Raw genomic sequence first — 18327 nt, 5'->3', positions numbered from 1 at the left:
GGCCGCCGATCGGCTAGTCGACTGGCCTCGTTCTCGAGGTCTCAACTCTCAGCGAACCGATCGGTAGTGGACATAGCAGTTCTTCCTCTGGCTTCGTAAGGTCGGTCCACGCCTTCCAATTCGTCGGATGAAGGACGGCGACTTGGCGGTTGTGATTGGGCTTTACATCTGGCCTTGGCTCTGTCGTCAACATCGTGAATGCCGGTGGTTGGCCGTTGCGACCGGGCCGCCAGATCGCTGCAATTGCCATCAGCGGCGCGCCCACGAGCGAGAAACGATGGGGCGTTTGGGTATTTCCTCCCCTTATGCTCAAAGAACGCGCTCGCCGGAGACACCGGTGGCTGTCGCCGAAATGCTTGTAACTTCGGCCTTCCTCAGGGTCAGTCCGACCAGGGTATAAGCCCCGAAACCCGATCCCGCTCTCTCGCGACATACCACACCTCCATCGCACCCTTGCCTTTGATATCGATCGTGCCGCGCGCCTCGCAGACAAAGTCGTCCTTGATGACTTCATAGGTCGCGCGCGTGATCTGGATCGCCCCGCCTTCGCCATGGGCTTCCATCCGGCTTGCGGTGTTCACGGCATCGCCCCACAAATCATAAATGAACTTCTTTCGCCCGATGATGCCGGCCACAACGGGCCCGGAGTTCATGCCAATTCGGAAAGCTAGGCGCCTTCCCTTGAACTCTCGATCGCGGATGCAAATTCGCATCTCGAGCGCCATGCGAGCCAGGGCATGGGCGTGGTCTGCGCGCGGCGACGGCACACCCGATGCGACCATATAGCAGTCGCCGATCGTCTTTATCTTCTCCAGCGTGTATTTCTCAACAAGTAGATCGAAGCACATAAAGACCTCGTCGAGCATTCCCACCAACTCCATTGGCGCCATGGTATTGGCCATCGGGGTGAACTGCACGACATCGGCGAACAAAATGCTCACCTCCTCGTACTGTTGCGCGATGCTGCGGCGCTCGCCTTTCAGGGCATCGGCGATCACTTTCGGCAAGATGTTCAGAAGCAGCATCTCTGACCTCTCCTGGAACAGGTTCTTTTTTCCCACGAAGTAGAAAAGCATGCCGAATATAATACTCAAAACGCCGCCGATGTTCATGACATAGAAGAAAACGATCATCGAAGGCGGCAAGGTCACGACGTGTATCGGAGGCTGAAAGATGGCCCCGAGGACGACCAAAGCAAGGAAGGCCGGAAGCCAGCGCGCGGACCAGAGGACCACCACACTCGAATTGTGAAAGCCACCGAGCACGATCATCATGGCCCAAGGCAGCACCAAGATTAGCGCGAGCTGAGTGAAGCGGTAGAAAGCGAAGCGCCGCGTCAAGTTGAAGAGAACGTTACTGGCGAGCGACAGGCTGGCGTAGAGGAGTGGCATTGCTCCGGCCATCCATGCACCTGCCGTCACGTATACCAGGCCCCAGAGCGTCGCTGCGACCAGGCAGACGAGCGACACCCCGACCATCAGGACCTTCTGCATCGCGATGTCCTCGCTATCGCGGAGATCGGCGCCAACGTGCCCCAGCGACCGGACCATATATTTTTGAAAGTCGCTGGCCATGCGTCCTCTCCAGGCTCTCGACGCGAAATTTCAGGTGGTTCGATGCTGCGATCCGGGCGTCGCGAGCCTGCGATGCAGCCGGAGGCGCGCATGTGGCGCGTGTCCACCGCGATCAACACCTCGCTGGCGTGCGCAGGCACCGACCCGCTCGCCTGCTACAGTACATCGGGGCGCTCGACGGGGGAGCAGTGGAGCGCCCGCGTCGTCGACCGTCCCTAAGCGGCTTTCTTCACGCTGCCGTGCGGATCGATGACGAACTTCTTCGGCGAGCCTTCACTGAAAGTCTTGTAGGCCTCGGGCGCCTGTTCCAACGCGATGATCTCGGTGTTCAGCATGGCGCTCAGATAGGGCATGCGGTCCCACAAAATCGCCATCATCAGATCGCGGTTGTAGTGCATGATCGGCGCTTGGCCTGCCGTCAGTTTCGGCGACTTGATCCATGCCTTGCCGAAGTCAACGGGAAGCTGGCCCTTCTTCGTCAGATCGGTGCTCGCCTTCGGGTCGGCATTGGTATAGATGCCAGGGACGCCCATTGCGCCACCCGCCCGCACTACTTGTAACAGCGTGTTGATCACCGCCTCCGAGTGCTCCGTGTTCGCCTCGGGACCATTGCCGTGCGCTTCGAGGCCAACGCAATCCACGCCGCAATCGACTTCCCGCTTGCCCAGGATCGCCTCGATTTGGTCGGCTACCGGTGTGTCCTTGGTGAGATCTACCACCTCGCAGCCGTTGTTCTTCACCAGGTCCAGCCGGGCTGTGTTGGTGTCAGCCACGATGATGCAGGACGCGCCGATCAGGCGAGCTCCCGCTGCGGCGCACCGGCCCACCGGTCCGGCCCCGGCGATATAGACCGTCGAGCCAACCTTGGCCCCAGCCTCCATCAGACCATGGAAGCCGTCGGCAGGATGTCCGACAGCAGTGTGAGGTCACGCATCTTTTCCATCGCCTGGTCTTTGTCCGGAAACCGCAACAGGTTCCAGTCGGCGTAAGGCACCATGAGGTAGTCGGACTGGCCACCTTGCCAGCCGCCGAGATTGAAACCGTAGGCGCCGCAATCGACCTCGTCGTTCACATTCATACAAACGTCGGTGTGACGCTCCTTGCAGTTACGGCAGCGCCCGCAGGAAACATTGAACGGGACCGAACATATGTCGCCCTTTTTGATGAACTCGACGTCCGGCCCTACCTCAATGACTTCACCAGTCATCTCATGTCCCATTACCATCCCCTTGGGCGCGGCGAATCGACCGTGGTAGATGTGCTGGTCGCTACCGCAGATATTCGTCGTCACGATCTTGAGGATGGCGCCGTGATTGGCTTTCTTGCCGGTCGGCGTGATGAGCTTCGGAAAGTCGAAAGTCTGCAGCTCCATCTTCATCGGTCCCATGAATGTTACCACGCGATTGCCACTGCTAGTCATGGTGTGTCTCCTTATTTGATGTGTGAGTCGTCGTGAGTTCGGTTTGTGCGCTGACACGCGGCTCAGGCGGCCACGGGCAGCTCGCGTGCGGCGAAGTACGCCGTGCCCGCTTCGGCGACCGACTGATCCTGGGCGCCTAGGCCGCCGCTGACACCGATGGCGCCGACCGCACGGCCTTCCCGGCAAAGAGGGATGCCGCCGGCGAAGATCATCACGCGACCCTGGTTGGACGCATCGATGCCGAAGAAATCGCCGCCGTCCCGTGCAAGCTTCGCAAGATCGCACGTCGAAATGTCGAAGGCGCGCGCCGTGAAAGCCTTCTTGATTGCTATATCGACGCTGCCGAACCACGCCCCGTCCATCCGAACATGCGCGATGAGGTGCCCACCCCAATCAGCCACCGCGATGTTCATGGGCTGGCCTATCTCGTCGGCCATCGCTTCCGCTGCGGCAATGATCGAGCGGGCTTCATTGAGAGTGATCATAGAATACTCTTTCTCTTGGGTTGTGCTTTCACCGGGTCGACTGAAGTAACTTGGCCGCTCCGTGATGCGCTGTTAGCCGATTGAGGAGGGCTTTAGCGCCAGCCTCAGACGATGCCGGGTTTTGGCCGGTGATCAGATTGCCGTCGACGACGACGTAGGGCTGCCAGTCATGCGCCTTAGAATAGACGCCGCCGTTCTGCTTGAGTGAGTCCTCCACCAGGAAAGGCACCACGTGAGTCAGTCCAACCGCTTCTTCTTCAGTGTTGGCGAAGCCGGTCACGGACTTGCCTCTGACGAGTGCAGAGCGATCCGGCGCCCGCACGTGACGGAATACGCCTGGCGCGTGGCAGACGGCGGCGACCGGCTTGCCAGTGCCGAACATGACCTCAATCAGTCGAATCGAGTCCGGATTGTCGGCCAAATCCCACAGTGGGCCGTGGCCGCCAGGATAGAAGACGGCGCTGTAGTCGTCGGCGGTGACGGTTGACAGCCGCACCGTATTGGCCAGCGCGTTTTGAGCCGCCCGATCGAGCTTGAAGCGGGCAGTGGCCGCCGTTTGCGCACCTGTGTCATCGCTCTTGGGATCAAGTGGTGGCTGTCCGCCGTTTGGCGAAGCTAGCGTGATGTTGGCGCCGACGTCCTTGAAGACGTAGTACGGAGCGGCGAACTCCTCTAACCAGAAGCCGGTTTTCTCTTCCGTGCTGCCCAGCCGGTCATGCGACGTCAAAACCATTAGTATGTTCATCGGAACCTCAATTGGTTGTCGCACCTAAGTCGATAGGTCAAACTCGACAGAAATCTTTCTGCTGACTGGCCTGTTGCTTGCGGTGGGTTTGAAGCTCAATAATGCCGCACTTGGCATGGGCTCCAATTGACGGTCGTCAGATTCTCCCGATATTTCTCGCAAAGTTCGACGCCATCAGATCGAGATCATGTCGACCGGCCATGTGGCGAACCTGACCAACCGCGAGGCTGACGTTGCGATCGGAATCGTCTCCGATCGCAAACCCTTGCCGCTCGACCTTCATGTGCTGAAGGGTCCGGAAATGGCGGCAGGCGTGTACATCTCAGGGGACAGCTCATTGAAATGGCGTAGATCGACGCAGGATTCGGTCCGACCCATCATCATTGGCGACGATAGCGTCCCTGACTGGGTCAACGAAGGGGTGGTTCATGCGTCAGGGATTCCATTCGTGACGCCGGACGCCGATGCGCAGATCGCTGCTGTCCGGCAAGGGATCGGCATGACCCGGCTGCCGTGCTTCGTCGGAGATGCTGACCCTCTCTTTACGCGAGTTTAGGGAATCGATCCGGGAAGGAGTGCCACGCTCTGGGTTCTGATACAGGGGGAAACATGCAAGACAAAGCGCGTTAGGCTATCCACCGAAAGCATTTCGCACAGGCTTGCCGCCTATGCACCGCTTCTTGCGGGGCGGTCTACAACACTTGGTGCAGCGGTGCAGCCGTCACTGCATTGATGAAAGACCGCCGTCCGTAGGAACAATATACTCGATACGGATTATCTGTTGGGGCTGACGGCGACCGTCGAGTTCGCATCAGCCTGCAAGTCAGCTCACTGAGAGTGTCTAAGTCTGCCTACGTCCGCGATGAGACGCGCTGCGGTCTTTAGCTGATCGCGACCTCACCGGTACCGTACGAGCAACGGCGACTTTCGGGAGGCTGCCACTGGACTGCGAATGGCCGAGATGGGGTCGGAGGCAGACTTTGCCTGTCACGGTACTTAGAGGGCAGCATACTGCGGAGCAGTCCCAGAACCGGACAAGTCCTCTAGCGGCCCTATATCAGCCGGTCCCGAGAGCACGTAGCTATCTCTAAATGCAGAGTTGGCGCGAACGTATTGACCAAACGACGGGGTCGATGGTTCAATTCCTTTCAAGAGCCGTTGATACCGCGACCTTTATTTTCCAATCATTCCGAGGGATTCACCACCCTAGATAAACCCCGAGCTTTCCTATGGATTTCTTTATTTACCCGATCGCGTAACATCCGGCGGCTGAACGTGGTATAGCAGGTTGCGGCACGATCAGGTGCCCATGGAGATGGCCATGACCAAATTCGCACTCTACGTTCCGCTTGAAGCAAAACCCGGCAAGGAACAGGAGGTCGCCGATTTCCTGAGATCAGCCATACCTCTCGTCAACGCGGAGCCGGGCACGATTTCCTGGTATGCGATACAGGAAGGCCCAAGCTCGTTTGCAATCTTCGATACGTTCGACGATGAGGACGGAAGGGATGCCCACCTAAATGGCCAGGTCGCTGCGGCTTTGATGGCGAAGGCCGCCGAAGGCGACTTATTCGCCAAGCCACCACAGATCCACAAGTTATCCATTATCGCCGATAAGCGGTCGTAAGTGTCGGGCTGTTGTCGCGGTCACTCGCGGGGGCGGTTTTCTTCGCCGGAGAAGGCAGAAAGATTGAGCGCGCTAGCCGATCCCTTCAGTTCAGTTTGAAGCGCTATTGCCCGATGCTGCTCGTGGCAGCGCCGTTGAGAAGAGTGGTCAGGGCTGTGACAAGCTGGGCATGGACGAAAGGCTTCTGAAGCAAAACGCTATTGGGAACGCCCTGAGCTGCCCACTCCTTGGCGCTGTCTCCGGTCATATAGATCACGGGCATGAGCGGCTGCAATTCCCGCGCTCGGCGCGCCAGATCCCAACCGTCCGTTTCTCCTGGCATCCGCACATCGGTTATCACCGCGCAAAAGCGAGCCGAGTCCTCCTCCAAAGCACGGATAGCCTCGTCCGCGTTGGAAACGGCGAGGTGCTCAAAGCCGGCTTCCGACACGACATCTTCGAGATTTACCTTGATGAGAAATTCATCTTCAGCGATGAGAACAAGCAGCTTGCTGCCATCGCCGCTGATGAGTTTCTCAGATGTCCCGGCGGAATCGTCGACCATGAGAACGTCCTGCATTGGCAGGCGGGAGCTCTCAGCCCTCAGCCGCCAGCGCCTACGAATTCGTTTGCTGACGATCATCGACAGATAGAGCATTGCGGTGATTTGTCCATCCTCGCCCATAGCAGAAGGTGAGAAGTGGTCGGGGACCGGGCAGCGTCAGGATCAATCATTCGTAAGGCGTTATTGTTGCTCGACTGCGAGATCGGACGGGCTAGCCGCCGATGCAAGCGGTCGGTGTCAATCACACTTCCAGGTGCTCCCTGCCGCCCGCAGATCTGGCTTCCTTCCGGTCGAACTCATCTGACATGGTCGGTACCACAGCGATCGTGCACACCGGTGGCTGGCGTTAATCTTCTCAGATCTTGCCCACCAACACGGTCTTCCCAGTCGAGAAGGCTGTGCTGGTGGGCAACGATTTTCAGAGCGTCGGGTGCAGGACGCGCGTTGGACTGAGGCTCTCCAGCAGGGACGCGATGTGGAGAATGGTGGATTCCGCCTGCCATTTGCCGACGATCTGGACATTGATCGGCAGGCCCTCTTCGCTGGTGCCGAATCGCATCGAGACGCCGGGAAGGCCTGTGACGTTCAGAGGCACGGTCGCGCCCTGCAGATAGGTTGCATCGACGGTCTGGCCGTCGATCACAAATTCCTCGACACCATGCTTGTGGGCTGGAATTGGCAAGACATGGGTGATGAGGGCGTCGTAGCGGGAGAAGTAATCGGCATAGCCATCACGTAACCGCTCCGCGGCCTGTTCGGCGTCAATGTAGTCATCCATGGAGGTGTCGGGCAGGGACAACATTGTCTTCGCCATCTTGTAAAGTTCGTCTTCCCGACGACTAGCGGTCGCCTCGCGGAAGGCAGGCTTCATCTCCATGACATGGAGACGGTTGAAGACGTCAAGCGCGAAGTCTTTTTCGAGCGCAGGGATACCGACATGCTCGACGGAGAGGCCGATATCTTTCAAAGCGTCGGCGGCCGCCTTGACGGTGGCAGCAACTTCCGGGTCAACCGGGCCGAATCCTGGCCCGACCATCCAGCCCACGCGAAGCTGGCGATATGGCTGTCGACCAATGCCAGCATCGAAGGGAACGGCACTTGAGGCGAACGCATCCTGTCCGTCAGGACCTGCGAGTTGGGAGAAGGCCAGTGCGATGTCACGAACCGAACGAGCCATGGGACCAACGTGCCAGAAGCGGCGCGGCGCGCGCGGCCAAATCCCTGTCATCGGGACGCGCCCATGGGTTGCTTTCATCGAGGTGATGCCGGTCTGCGCAGCGGGACCGCGGACGGAGATGGCAAGATCGGTTCCCAGACCGAGTGGCGACATGCCAGCGGCGATCGCCGCAGATTCACCGCCGCTCGATCCGCCAGGCGTCCGCTCCAGATCCCACGGATTGTTTGAGCGCCCGGACAGCAGGTTGTCGCTTTCGATCCAGTAGGAGAATTCCGGCAGGTTGGTCTTGGCCAGCAGAATGCCGCCTGCCTTCTTCAGGCGCGCGACGCTGGTCGCGTCGCGGTCGGGCAAACGGCCTTTGAAGATCGGTGAGCCGCGCTGCGTCATCACGCCTTCTGTGTCGATGGAATCCTTGACGGTGAATGGCACGCCATGGAGCGGTCCAAGTTCTTCACCGGCCAAAACGGCCGCTTCTGCTCTCCGGGCGGCTTCCAGCGCGCCCTCCGCCACGGTTACGATCGCATTTAGCTTGGGATCGACAGCTTCTATCCGATCGAGATGGGCCTGTACCACCTCGACGGGCGATATTTCCTTGCGGCGGATGAGTTCGGCGAGCCTGGTGGCGTCGGCATAGATCAGTTCGTTGCGCATGGCATTCTCTCTAACTAACAGTTGGTAGGCTATCTAGAGCTAGGCCTTTACAATCTCGTCGTCAACCCCTATCTAACATTTGTTAGGTGAAGCGGAAGGGACATCGGCATGAGCGGAAGTGCAAGGGAAGCCATTCTCGCGGCGGGACGTCTGAGCGCCCAGTCGCACGGATATGGTGGCCTAAATATGCGCGAGCTCGCAGCCGAGGTCGGCATCAAGGCCGCCAGCATCTACCACCACTTTCCGAGCAAGGCGGATCTCGCTGCAGCCATCGCCGAGCGCTACTGGCAGGACACGAAGGCGTGGCTGGAAGAAGTTGCGAAGGAGGAGGGCGATCCTAAAACCAGTCTGCGAAAGTATCCGCAGACGTTCCGGACGTCGCTGGAGAATGGCAACCGCCTTTGTCTCGGCAGCTTCCTCGGGGCGGAGTACGACGACCTGCCTGAACAAGTCCGTCAGCAGGTGCAGACCTTCGCCGACGTCAATATCGCCTGGCTCGCGGAGCAGCTGCTCGATGCCGGCCTGACGGACAAGACGGGAAGCGAAGCGCGGGCGAGATCAATCTTTGCCGCGATCGCGGGAGCGCAGCTCCTGGCCCGCAGCAGGTCCGACATCTCGCTCTTCGACGTTATGATCGATAGCTACCAGACGGCAGGATTGCTGCCAGGTTGAGAGTATTCCACTTGAACGAATGAAGCCGATCTACGTTGAACGGCCGCTCGGCACGCCGCCCATCGGGGACATTGCGCTGGGATCTTGCTTCGCTACCGGCAAAGCCTACGACGCAAAAGAGAGTGACTTAGCCTTAGAGTCATGCGGGTCGATGGTTCCTGCCCCTGCCCAACCGCTGCCAGTCGGGATGGGCCGAACTTCTACCTCTTCGGTAAGACGGTAGAGCGGCGCTGTCTAGCTTCCTCATGCATGTTGACGGGAGTAGCTGCGAGAACACGCGTAACTAAGGACGTCAGAAAACGGGCCGGAGAGAGCTCATCTGGTGTTCGCTCAACGAGGATCGAGACTTTCGGCAGGGCCTTGACGACGCTCTCGATCGTGCTTTCAGCAAGGTGCGCGATCTCACTCTCGGCCGGATCCGTTACCGGCTGCGGGCCTGGCTCTAAAATGCCGTCGACGGGTTCTTCCTCGTCGGCCGCCGGCAGGACTGGATCAGTCGAGTATTCCATCAATACAAGACATGTCGAGTGATATGCATCGTCCTCACGGCCGAGTTTGGCGAGAAGATCGAACAACCACTCTGCCGTCTTGGGCTCCTTCTCCAAGATGTCCGATCGAAGACCGAATAGGAAACCCAGTGCTGCAAGGGGATGGCGCAAACGTAGGTTCTTGGCATCGCCGTAGGATTCCTCAATGCGGTTCGGCGCATTTTTTCCGTAGGAGGAGTCCATTCGCTTGGTCGAGATCAGTAGCTCTGGACCAGTGACCCAGTCCGTGATGATAACATCTACCTGCTTAAGATAGTTTTTGCCCAGAATTGATGCGGACGAGGAGGTCACGCCCGGAATGGACGAGTTTGACGTCAAATGGGATTGGGCCTTGGCTCTTAGAGCCGTAGGAAGAGATTTGACGAACGCGGAAACGGGCGCGGGAAGTACCCGCGGATTTGCAGGCCGCGGCCAAACCTGGTCCGTCCCAAACCCAGCCCGTCTAAGCTCATAGCTGAGCCAGACATCGAGTGCGAGAGCGGGCACGCCCGTCTGCGTCCCGACTTTGAGGTGCAGCGGAACACCAAGCAATAGCGCAAGGGTATCGTAATCTGGATGAAAGAAAGGCTGGCCGTCCGGTCCAAGCGCCCACGGACTGCTATGTTGCCCGCCGGGCGCAGCAGCTTCGACGATATGATCGAAAATTTCCCAGGCTTCTGCTTTCGAACTTGGTTTAGCGACCACTTGCTGCCCTCAGATTGCGACGCTTCGCCAGCTCGGCGCGCGCACCCCGGACCGCTTCGATTTGTGACGCCGAAATCTCGCAGTCAACCAGCAGTGTCTCATCGACAAGCTTAACGGCCTCGAGTAGCCGCCCTTTGTCCAGGAGCTTTTGAACGTCTCGCTTGATCGCGCGAAGCGCATCGGCGCGCGACGTAATCAGGGTCGGCGAGGGCATAGCCCAGACGTCCGCCTCCTTCGGCTCGATCTTCAGGATGCCGCCTCCATAGGCACGGCCAACGATTTCGGCATGCAACAGCGTAATTGAGTTCAAGCTCGCGACCGGCAGGAGTTCGCGGCCTAAGGCGGCGCATGCCTCGTTCAGATAGACCCCATGCACCGAATTAAGGTGACGGGCCCTGGCGGCGTTTTCCGTAATCCGAGGGGTGTCCGCATTCATGCACGTCAGCAAGAGGTCCGCGGGTGAAACGAGCGGCACTCGGTACCAGGTCTTGCGAACGCGGCATTTATAAGCGGTGTCGACACCCGTCCTGTGGCCGTCGGCAATATAGGCCGCAGCAGCTTTCGATGGCGGGTCTTTTGGATAGAACAGGTGGATCGCGTTCCCATCGTCACCGAGTTTTTTCAGCTGGGCCTTCGAAAGCGAAAGCCCCCTCAAGTGAGAACTTCCAGGTGGCGAAAGGCTGAGCAACTCATCCGGACGTAGTCCGAGCTCGGCGACGCGCTGGGGGGAAAGCGTGAAGTATTTATTGTTTCCGGTCACCATTCCGAGCGTCGTATCGCCCCAGGTTTCGAGGTTCGTATAGAGGCCAGCAGCCGAAACGGAGTGCAAGAGATGCACCGCGTCGACATCGACGAGACTGCCGGTCCACTTGCCCGCCGGATCGGCCGGCGTCCAGCTCAATCCTGGGCCTAGAGTGTCGAGTGTGGCAGCATTCTTCGTCTGGCGGATCGTTGCGAACTCCGCTGGCCCCTCAAGGTAGCCTTCAGCGAGGAGAAGCACGACATCCGCCTCCGCTTCCGGAAAGACTTGCTCATCGAACAGAACGAGCTGCACGTCGCGGAATTGACTGAATAGGAACTTGCGGACAGGAGCGGCATAGTTCACCGAGAGCAGTTCTGCTGGCAAGACAAAGGCCAGGCGGCCACCCTTCTTCAAAAACAATGCCGAGTGCACGGTAAATGCAGCCCAACTCGACGCAAGGCCTGTCAGCGAAATGCCGCCCCTGATGGCCGCCTCCCGGGCGCGGGCACGCGCTTCTCCGGAAAAGTCCTGGTACCGGATAAAAGGAGGATTTCCGATGACAGCTTCGAACGTTGGATCCGGCGTGACAGTAAAGAAGTCGGAAAGTTCGATATTTGCTTCGCCGCCAGCATCAGCGACCCGCTTTCGGGCAACCTCAGCACTGTGGGGGTGGATCTCGACGCCATGGACCTTCGGCCGCGATTTCCCGGGCGGAGCGAGTTCACGGAGGCGGCCGACCGCGGAAATCAGAAATGCAGCGTCTCCAGCGGCAGGCTCGAGCACGCGATCATCAGGCGCGCGAATGGCCCATTTGGAAATAAACCGGGTGATCGCCGCAGGTGTAAAAAACGCCCCTCTTTCCTTGCGAAGAATGGGAGTGTCGATAGGTTCGCGATGGGTAACGGATGTCACGGCTATCTCCCGAATCGTGCACGCATGGGTTCGCTGTCTTGCTGCTTACCTATCCTATAGAGATGAATTTCTGTCTACTCTTTGTTCTTATTTCCAGTTTGCTAAGCCAACGGAAAGTTTGAAGGAAGCTGCAGCTTTTCAAGCCCCTATGTCGTCCAATATGACGGAGCGACTTTCGGTCATTCGAAACGCAAGCCGTTGGAATCAGGCAGTGGCGCCTTTGTCGCTCGTCGGTTCACATCGGTTCAAGAGCCGCACCAGGCGCTGATGACGCCTCTCCATTCATTGGTGCCTCCAGCGGTCACGTTTAGCCTTCGATCGCGCGACGGTCCAGCCGCCACGTCAGCTCCCGAGCGATTCCCGCGGACGCGTCGTCGGGAATGGCGAAGACGCAACTGACGTTGATTTCGCAAAGCACGTAGGTATCGTTGCCGGCGGCGTCTCGCGGTCCGTAAAGGAAGTCGGCGTCCCAGACCACCGGCAGCGACTGCCGATCGATCCCGAGCACCGACATCATCTGTGGCGTCCACTCCTTCTCCATCTTATCTCTCAAGCGCTGGAACGGCGCCGCCGACGCAGGATGCATGATCCGAGGGCCGGGTTGCGGTGCTTCCGATCCTGCGTCAGGCATCGGCGTCACCAGTGCCTTGATCAACTGCTGTCCAAAACCCACCACCGAGTCGCCGCACATGTAGCAGCGGATCATGCCTTCCGGCAGCCGCTCCTGGAACGGCTGGTCGACGATGCTTTCGCCGTCAGCAAAATACGCCTCGCAGCGCGACATGAACGCTTCAAGGTCCACCGGAACACTGCCGGCCTTCGCCTCCAGCACGCGGATAAAGGACGCGTCGCTAAGCGTCTTGGCGTTGAGTTCCACCTTCCAGACGCCCTGGCCGCCATTGCCGCGACTGCGTTTCAGCACCCGCGGGCCGTCGGTCGCAAGTCTCGCCGGAAATGCCTGGCGGAATTCGGTAGCCGAGCGATAGATGAGCGTATCTACGCCCCAACCTAGGTGCCGTGTCTCGTATAGCACCTCCTTGACGCCCATCTTCAGGATGACGCCGGGATGGGTGCTGACGAAGACACCGGACTCCGCCATTGTCCTCAGCAGAGGATCGAGGATTTTTCTAGTCTTCCCGTCGTCCAGTGGGTTCACCCAGACGAGGACGGCGTCGACGGCGAGGAGCTGCTGTAGGACCTCGTCCGTAAACGCCTCGTCGAAAACGGCTGGCTCCGGTGCAAACCCGGCAGCCTCAAGTTCCTCGAAGATCTTGTGGTAGCGGCTGTTGGTCTTTGTCGCCGCAATCCGGGTCTCGCGGTCGCCGCGCCAGACGATCGCGACCTTCTTCACGTTTTCGGTCATGGATGGACTCCGAACGTCAGGCCGTAGGCAAGCCCCGCGAGGGCACAGGCTGCCAGTACCCTGAGCATGCCGATCTTGAACCGGAAGACGGCGATGACCGCGGCAAGCGTCAGCGCCAGCGCGGGCAGGTTGACCGAGCTCAGCACGGGAAGGTCCACCGACATCCCGAAGCCTTCGACCTTTCGAACCTCGGAGAACAGGACATGGAGAGCGAACCAGACGGCAAGATTGAGGATGATGCCGACAACGGCGGCTGTGATGGCCGACAGCGCGGACGACAGCGCCTTGTTGCGGCGGAGCGTCTCCATGAATGGCCCGCCGAGCAGGATCCATAGGAAGCAGGGAACGAAGGTGACCCAGGTCGTGAGGAGGCCGCCGAGCGTGCCGGCGAGCAGAGGCGACATCCCGCCCGGCGAGCGATAGGCACCCAAGAAACCGACGAACTGCGTAACCATGATCAGAGGGCCGGGCGTCGTCTCGGCTAGACCCAGGCCGTCCAGCATCTCGCCCGGTCTCAGCCAGCCATAGTGGTTGACCGCTTCCTGGGCGACGTAGGACAGGACCGCATAAGCGCCGCCGAAGGTCACCATCGCCATCTTCGAGAAGAAGACGGCGATGTCCGAGAAGACGTTGTGCTGCCCGACGAAGACGAACAGCAGCAGGATCGGCCCGAACCAGGCGATCGCGCCGACGACGGCGACCTTCAGGAGCCAGCGCGCGTTCGGACGAGTATGCTCGGGAATGCCCTCGCCGAGCAGGCTGTCGGCGTCGGCAAGGTACGTGCCGCCGGCATTCCCGTGACCGCCTCCAGGAGCGAAAGCCTTCCAACCGGCCTTGCCGCCGACGAAGCCGATCAGTCCCGCGGTAATCACGACCAGCGGGAAGGGGGCCTGGAAGAAGGCCAGCGCCACGAAGGCGGCTGCCGCCAGCCCGATCAGGACGTTGTTCTTCAGCGATCTGCTCCCGATGCGCAGGACCGCGCCGAGCACGATGGCGAGGACCGCAGCCTTCAGGCCAAAAAACAGCGCCTGCACCGCGCCGACGTTGCCGTAGAGCGCGTAGATCCAGCTCAGGCCCATGATCGCGATCGCACCCGGCAGGACGAACAGGGTGCCGGCGACGAGCGCGCCTTTCGTCTTGTGAAGCAGCCAGCCGATATAGACTGCGAGCTGCTGCGCTTCGGGTCCTGGAAGAAGCGTGCAGTAATTCAAGGCGTGGAGGAAACGATCGTCACCGATCCAACGCTTCTCCTCAACGATGATCCGGTGCATGACCGCGATCTGCCCTGCCGGGCCGCCGAAGCTCAGGGCGGCGACCCGTACCCAAACCTTGACGGCCTCGGAGAACGGCAGGCCGTGTTCGACTGCTTCGGGTGTCTTTGTTTCCTCGTTCATCACGGTCGCCATGTTATTGCCCCGCCCTGGCGTTCGGCCAGTTATGCGTTTCGGCGGTCGCATCCCGGCACCATCGGTAGAAGGCGTCGTAAAGGGTCATTCCCGCTTCCAGTTGTTCAAGATCGTCGTTGTACATGCGCGACAGGCCGAGAGAGGCCGCCAGCAGGCCCGGCACCTCCGGCGCAAGGTCCGGCTGGTCGGTGTCGGCGCCTCTTACGATCTTTGCGAGATGGAGGAGAGGGTCGGATTGCAGGCCGAATTCCTCGACCATGACGTCGAAGGTGCAGAGTTCGCCTCGGTGGGACCAGAACACGTCCTCGACGTCGAAGGGCGTCGCAGCGAAGCGGTCGCCGACCAGCGACACCTCGGAAGCCGGCACGAAGAGGAAGACGGCGGAAGGATCGACGAAACGGCGGATCAGCCACGGGCAGGCGATGCGGTCGATCTTTGGGCGCGAGCGCGTCACCCAGACTGTGCGGTCCTGCCCATCGCGCGATGGGATCTTGTCATCGGCGACAAGCATGCCGCTGGCTCTCCTCCAGGCCTCGAAGCCGCCTTCGAGAACCTCCGCCTGGGTCCCAGCGTGTCTCAGATGGGCGGCGACGCCGTGGCTGAGCTTCTTTCCCTGCTGGCAGACGATCACCGCCGGACCTGTGATCGAGGGCGCCCAAGCGGCGACGCTCCGGTAATCCTTCCGGATCGAGCCAGGAAGTAGTCTCGGGTCTGCGGCGAAATCCTCGTCGACACGCACGTCGATCAGAATGGGTGCGCCAGGCGTTCCGAGGATCCGGCTCAGCTTATCTGGGGTGATTTCAAGAAATGACGGCATAGCAGCGCGTCCTCCGTTGAAGCGGGTTAAAGGACGCGATTCTTCGGCCTTAGCCTCGTGGGGCGATCGCTGCCCCATGCCGCGAAATTCGCAAAGCAGGTCCGCCATGTCAAGCGGTCGCCCAGTTCGAAATCTCGACCACGGCGATGGCGACGAGCACCAGACCCGCCAGCGCGCTCGTTGAGCGCGACACCGTCGCCAGAGGGTGCGGTCTCGTCTTCATCAGCCGATTTATACGGTCGCGGAACGCCACGGTGAGCAGGGCGACGATCGACAATGTGAACGCGACGCCCATCATCATCGTGAGGGCGAACAGCAGCCCGGTTACTACGACCTCATGGATCATTGCGAAGGTCATGACGCACAGGGTAAGTGGACAAGGCACGAGACCGGCCGCGAACCCCCTCAGCAGTCGTTCGTCCCGCCATCGGCGCTCGCCACAAGACCCTCGAGAAGAGTAATCGTCCAAGGCATCATAGACTGGGACGAGCACTCGGCTTGACGTTAGTCGCCGAGGGCGGGAAACCGAGGCCTAACGCGCGTTGCTTGCCGAGATGGGTTATTCGGCTGGCCAGGGCTACCTGTTCGGGCGCTCCGTCGATGCAACAACCTTTGCGACCAGCTTGGATAACTGCACATGCTGATCAGGCAAGCTCAGGGCGAGGGCTTCGTAAGAGAAGGTTTTGCCAATAGGCTTGCGGGCGGGGCGACATTTCCCTCACCCGCTACGGTCGCCGAGATGTAGGCGAGAGCGTTTTTCATGCCGTTCAACGTGTACGGTTTCTCGATGGCGCCGAGAGCGCCCGCGAAGTCCTCGGGAATCTTCTTGATGTTCCCACTCACAAATACATAGGGAATGCCTTGCGATGCCAGATCGCGACCGACGTCGATACCGGTCGGACCGTCCTGAAGATGAATATCGACAAATGCAAAATCAGGGCGATGCGCTTCCGTTAGATTGCGGGCTTGCTCGCGGTTCATGGCGGTCCCCGTCACCCGGTGGCCGGCCATCTCGATCTCGCTTTCCAGCTCCATTGCAAGCAGCGTCTCGTCCTCGACAATCATAACGTTCAAGGCTCACTCTCCTGTGCGTCGACCAACAGCGTGACATCGACGCTTGTCCGATGTCCGTCGATGCGTTTTTCGATTTTCGCCTCGACCTGTCTGGCGGCGGTTTCGAGAAGGATACGGCCGATCTCTGCCGTATCCACATCGACCTCGACCGGGATCGAAGTGTCTTCCACCCTGATGAGGAAATGTCCGTTCAAACGCTTGACGACGACATGAATGTTGCCACCGCCGTCACTCAATCCCCGGCGAACGGCGTCCCCCACAAGCTCGTTGACGATCAACGCGAGAGGCGTCGCCTTTACGGCAGGCACATAGAGGGGATGCACATCGAGCGTCAGTCGAATATCTTCGCGCCCAACAGAGTCGACAAGGTCGGTGACAAGTTCCTTAGTGAAGTCCGCGACATCGAACCGTGAAACGTCTTCCAGCGTGAATAGCTTTCTCTGGACGGTGCTCAACGCCTCGACCCGGTTCAGCACGGACCTCAGAACCCGCTTTTGGCCTTCGTCCCGGGTGATACGGGTCTGGAGCTTTACGATCGAAGCCATGGTCAAGAGGTTGTTCTTGACGCGATGGTCGACCTCGTGGACGAGCAGCGACCTCGCTCTCAGCGCGGCCTCGAGTTTTGCGGTATGGGCGGCGACTTCCTCTTCGGCACGATGGCGTGCCGCTGCTAGATCGGCCTCGCGCGACTTGACGTTGGTGAAGTCGAGCTGCGAGGCAAAGAAGTAGACGATCTTGTCGCTATCGTCCCGGACCGGAGACAGAAACAGTGCATTCCAGAACGGCCGCTCCCTCTTCCAGACGATAACGGAGCCAACAATGAACAGCCGGTCGGCAACTCGGGACAGGATAATCGGTAGCGACTACTGCGAACTCTACCACATTCGCGCGTGCTGCCGAGGACTTAGAACTTGTAGCCAACCATGAGACCGGCGCGGGTCATGCCGCCATTCGGGCCGTCGCAAAGATTGGCATGCGAGGAGTGGGCAACCTGCGCCATCAGGCTCCAGTGGCTGTCGAAATTATAGCCGGCGCCGAGATATTCGTGGAAGAGCAGGTGACAGCCGAGCTTCGGACCATCGTTCTCATCCGTCAGGTTGCCGTTGTGAACAACGCCGCCAAAGCCGGCTTCGGTAAAGAAGCCGTTGGGATTCGTCAGCGTCCAGGTCAGGCCACCGTAAAGCTGCTGCGCTGCAGTATGGGTCGTGCCGATCGACGTGCCGATATGGATCCGGGGATGAAGGAGCTGGCTCTTCCAGTCGTCGGCCGGATTGTAGCCAAACGGATTGAACAGCAGCATTACGTCGGGCATGACGCCGTCTTCGCGATCGTGACCATCCTCGATCGAGCCGCTCAAACCGAAGCGCAATTCATCAAAGATCTTTGCAGCGGTAGGAAGCGCGGCGGCGGCGGGAGGGGCCGAAGCAGGCTGAAGATCAGCACCGGACGCTGGCTGGTAGGCAACAGCGACCGAACTCAAAAGCACAAAAGCGGACAATGCATTTCTCGAAAAATGTCTAACGAGATCGACGTGCAGGCTCATGCAAAGAATCCTCAAGGCACCCGCGACTCGCGGGCAAGCTTGCCAAGTCGTAGCACCGCGAGCGGGATGATAAAGAGAGTTCGTATTTCGACGGGGGTATTTGAAATTGCTGATGTAAAACCGCAACAGCAGCTGTTGCGCTAGCGGATTCAGCCGTAGCTATCGTAGCTTGCAGATCCGCCATTGAGTTATCGCTGACGGCGGCATGACCTAGCTGAGCCAACCGAGCGCCTTTGAAATCTCGACAAGGGCAAAAGCGAGCCCGAGAACCTAAACGATAGGGAGAGCGAGCATGAGAACTATATCAAGAATGGTTTTGATCATGCCTGCAGTTTTGTTTGCG

14 protein-coding genes and 4 pseudogenes are annotated in these 18327 nt (G+C 59.7%); 3 read left to right on the top strand and 15 right to left on the bottom strand.

The features are described 5' to 3' along the window. Positions 1-380: 380 nt before the first annotated feature. From HGP17_RS33600 to HGP17_RS11345, 4 genes and pseudogenes are all read right to left on the bottom strand, one after another. Entirely contained in the window at positions 381-1574 is a 1194-nt protein-coding gene (locus HGP17_RS33600) for an adenylate/guanylate cyclase domain-containing protein (protein ID WP_168808891.1), read from the bottom strand. 215 nt (positions 1575-1789) lie between these two features. Beyond that, positions 1790-2994: pseudogene (locus tag HGP17_RS11355) on the bottom strand (alcohol dehydrogenase catalytic domain-containing protein). A 62-nt stretch (positions 2995-3056) separates the two neighbouring features. After that, positions 3057-3479, bottom strand: a complete 423-nt coding sequence (locus tag HGP17_RS11350; RefSeq protein WP_168808890.1) for a heme-binding protein — start codon at positions 3477-3479, stop codon at positions 3057-3059. Positions 3480-3507: 28 nt separating this feature from the next. Further along, positions 3508-4224, bottom strand: a complete 717-nt coding sequence (locus HGP17_RS11345) for a type 1 glutamine amidotransferase domain-containing protein (RefSeq protein ID WP_168808889.1) — start codon at positions 4222-4224, stop codon at positions 3508-3510. A 175-nt stretch (positions 4225-4399) separates the two neighbouring features. Between HGP17_RS11345 and HGP17_RS11340 the strand changes: the two are divergent. Both HGP17_RS11340 and HGP17_RS11335 read left to right on the top strand, forming a co-directional pair. Next, positions 4400-4957 (top strand): annotated as a pseudogene (locus HGP17_RS11340) (LysR family transcriptional regulator); the annotation flags it as partial. Between the two features lie 588 nt (positions 4958-5545). Next, positions 5546-5851 carry an antibiotic biosynthesis monooxygenase gene (locus HGP17_RS11335; protein WP_168808887.1) on the top strand — a complete coding sequence of 102 codons (306 nt, stop codon included), beginning with the start codon at positions 5546-5548 and terminating at the stop codon, positions 5849-5851. A 103-nt stretch (positions 5852-5954) separates the two neighbouring features. Here HGP17_RS11335 and HGP17_RS11330 read toward each other — a convergent pair whose 3' ends face one another. After that, positions 5955-6395 carry a response regulator gene (locus HGP17_RS11330; RefSeq protein ID WP_246704023.1) on the bottom strand — a complete coding sequence of 147 codons (441 nt, stop codon included), beginning with the start codon at positions 6393-6395 and terminating at the stop codon, positions 5955-5957. A gap of 418 nt (positions 6396-6813) precedes the next feature. Next, the gene (locus HGP17_RS11325; protein ID WP_168808886.1) at positions 6814-8223 is read right to left on the bottom strand and encodes an amidase; all 1410 of its coding nucleotides are present in this window, start codon (positions 8221-8223) and stop codon (positions 6814-6816) included. Positions 8224-8331: 108 nt separating this feature from the next. Here HGP17_RS11325 and HGP17_RS11320 point away from each other — a divergent pair, with 108 nt between their 5' ends. Beyond that, positions 8332-8895, top strand: a complete 564-nt coding sequence (locus tag HGP17_RS11320; RefSeq protein ID WP_168808885.1) for a TetR/AcrR family transcriptional regulator — start codon at positions 8332-8334, stop codon at positions 8893-8895. 200 nt (positions 8896-9095) lie between these two features. On the opposite strand, the gene HGP17_RS33595 is transcribed toward HGP17_RS11320, so the two are convergent. From HGP17_RS33595 to HGP17_RS11275, 9 genes and pseudogenes are all read right to left on the bottom strand, one after another. After that, entirely contained in the window at positions 9096-9761 is a 666-nt protein-coding gene (locus HGP17_RS33595) for a hypothetical protein (RefSeq protein WP_246704022.1), read from the bottom strand. 355 nt (positions 9762-10116) lie between these two features. Further along, on the bottom strand, positions 10117-11781 hold the full coding sequence (locus tag HGP17_RS11310; RefSeq protein WP_168808883.1) for an N-6 DNA methylase: 1665 nt from the start codon (positions 11779-11781) through the stop codon (positions 10117-10119). 307 nt (positions 11782-12088) lie between these two features. Then, positions 12089-13144 carry a Cj0069 family protein gene (locus HGP17_RS11305; RefSeq protein ID WP_168808882.1) on the bottom strand — a complete coding sequence of 352 codons (1056 nt, stop codon included), beginning with the start codon at positions 13142-13144 and terminating at the stop codon, positions 12089-12091. Then, complete coding sequence (chrA, locus tag HGP17_RS11300) at positions 13141-14538, bottom strand: chromate efflux transporter (protein ID WP_246704021.1); 1398 nt, start codon at positions 14536-14538, stop codon at positions 13141-13143. Before chrA ends, HGP17_RS11305 begins: the two co-directional genes overlap by 4 nt. A gap of 13 nt (positions 14539-14551) precedes the next feature. Continuing rightward, positions 14552-15367: a sulfurtransferase/chromate resistance protein gene (locus HGP17_RS11295; protein WP_168808879.1), complete on the bottom strand. Its 816-nt coding sequence runs from the start codon at positions 15365-15367 to the stop codon at positions 14552-14554. A gap of 109 nt (positions 15368-15476) precedes the next feature. Next, positions 15477-15779: pseudogene (locus HGP17_RS11290) on the bottom strand (ABC transporter permease); the annotation flags it as partial. A gap of 242 nt (positions 15780-16021) precedes the next feature. Then, positions 16022-16441: a response regulator gene (locus tag HGP17_RS11285; RefSeq protein ID WP_168808875.1), complete on the bottom strand. Its 420-nt coding sequence runs from the start codon at positions 16439-16441 to the stop codon at positions 16022-16024. After that, positions 16438-17250, bottom strand: a pseudogene (locus HGP17_RS11280) (sensor histidine kinase); the annotation flags it as partial. The pseudogene HGP17_RS11280 and the gene HGP17_RS11285, both read right to left, overlap by 4 nt. A gap of 95 nt (positions 17251-17345) precedes the next feature. Next, positions 17346-17984 carry an acyloxyacyl hydrolase gene (locus HGP17_RS11275; RefSeq protein ID WP_168808862.1) on the bottom strand — a complete coding sequence of 213 codons (639 nt, stop codon included), beginning with the start codon at positions 17982-17984 and terminating at the stop codon, positions 17346-17348. Positions 17985-18327 lie beyond the last annotated feature (343 nt).

This window comes from Rhizobium sp. P38BS-XIX (genome assembly GCF_012641435.1).
GTDB lineage: Bacteria > Pseudomonadota > Alphaproteobacteria > Rhizobiales > Rhizobiaceae > Rhizobium.
Note: the sequence above shows the minus strand (reverse complement) of the source record. Positions and strands in the feature narration are given on the sequence as shown.

Excerpts from the sequence above, each read along its gene's own strand:
- HGP17_RS33600 (WP_168808891.1), bottom strand. The coding sequence starts at position 1,574 with ATGGCCAGCGACTTTCAAAAATATATGGTCCGGTCGCTGGGGCACGTT.
- HGP17_RS11350 (WP_168808890.1), bottom strand. The coding sequence starts at position 3,479 with ATGATCACTCTCAATGAAGCCCGCTCGATCATTGCCGCAGCGGAAGCG.
- HGP17_RS11345 (WP_168808889.1), bottom strand. The coding sequence starts at position 4,224 with ATGAACATACTAATGGTTTTGACGTCGCATGACCGGCTGGGCAGCACG.
- HGP17_RS11335 (WP_168808887.1), top strand. The coding sequence starts at position 5,546 with ATGACCAAATTCGCACTCTACGTTCCGCTTGAAGCAAAACCCGGCAAG.
- HGP17_RS11330 (WP_246704023.1), bottom strand. The coding sequence starts at position 6,395 with ATGGTCGACGATTCCGCCGGGACATCTGAGAAACTCATCAGCGGCGAT.
- HGP17_RS11325 (WP_168808886.1), bottom strand. The coding sequence starts at position 8,223 with ATGCGCAACGAACTGATCTATGCCGACGCCACCAGGCTCGCCGAACTC.
- HGP17_RS11320 (WP_168808885.1), top strand. The coding sequence starts at position 8,332 with ATGAGCGGAAGTGCAAGGGAAGCCATTCTCGCGGCGGGACGTCTGAGC.
- HGP17_RS11305 (WP_168808882.1), bottom strand. The coding sequence starts at position 13,144 with ATGACCGAAAACGTGAAGAAGGTCGCGATCGTCTGGCGCGGCGACCGC.
- chrA (WP_246704021.1), bottom strand. The coding sequence starts at position 14,538 with ATGAACGAGGAAACAAAGACACCCGAAGCAGTCGAACACGGCCTGCCG.
- HGP17_RS11295 (WP_168808879.1), bottom strand. The coding sequence starts at position 15,367 with ATGCCGTCATTTCTTGAAATCACCCCAGATAAGCTGAGCCGGATCCTC.
- HGP17_RS11275 (WP_168808862.1), bottom strand. The coding sequence starts at position 17,984 with ATGAGCCTGCACGTCGATCTCGTTAGACATTTTTCGAGAAATGCATTG.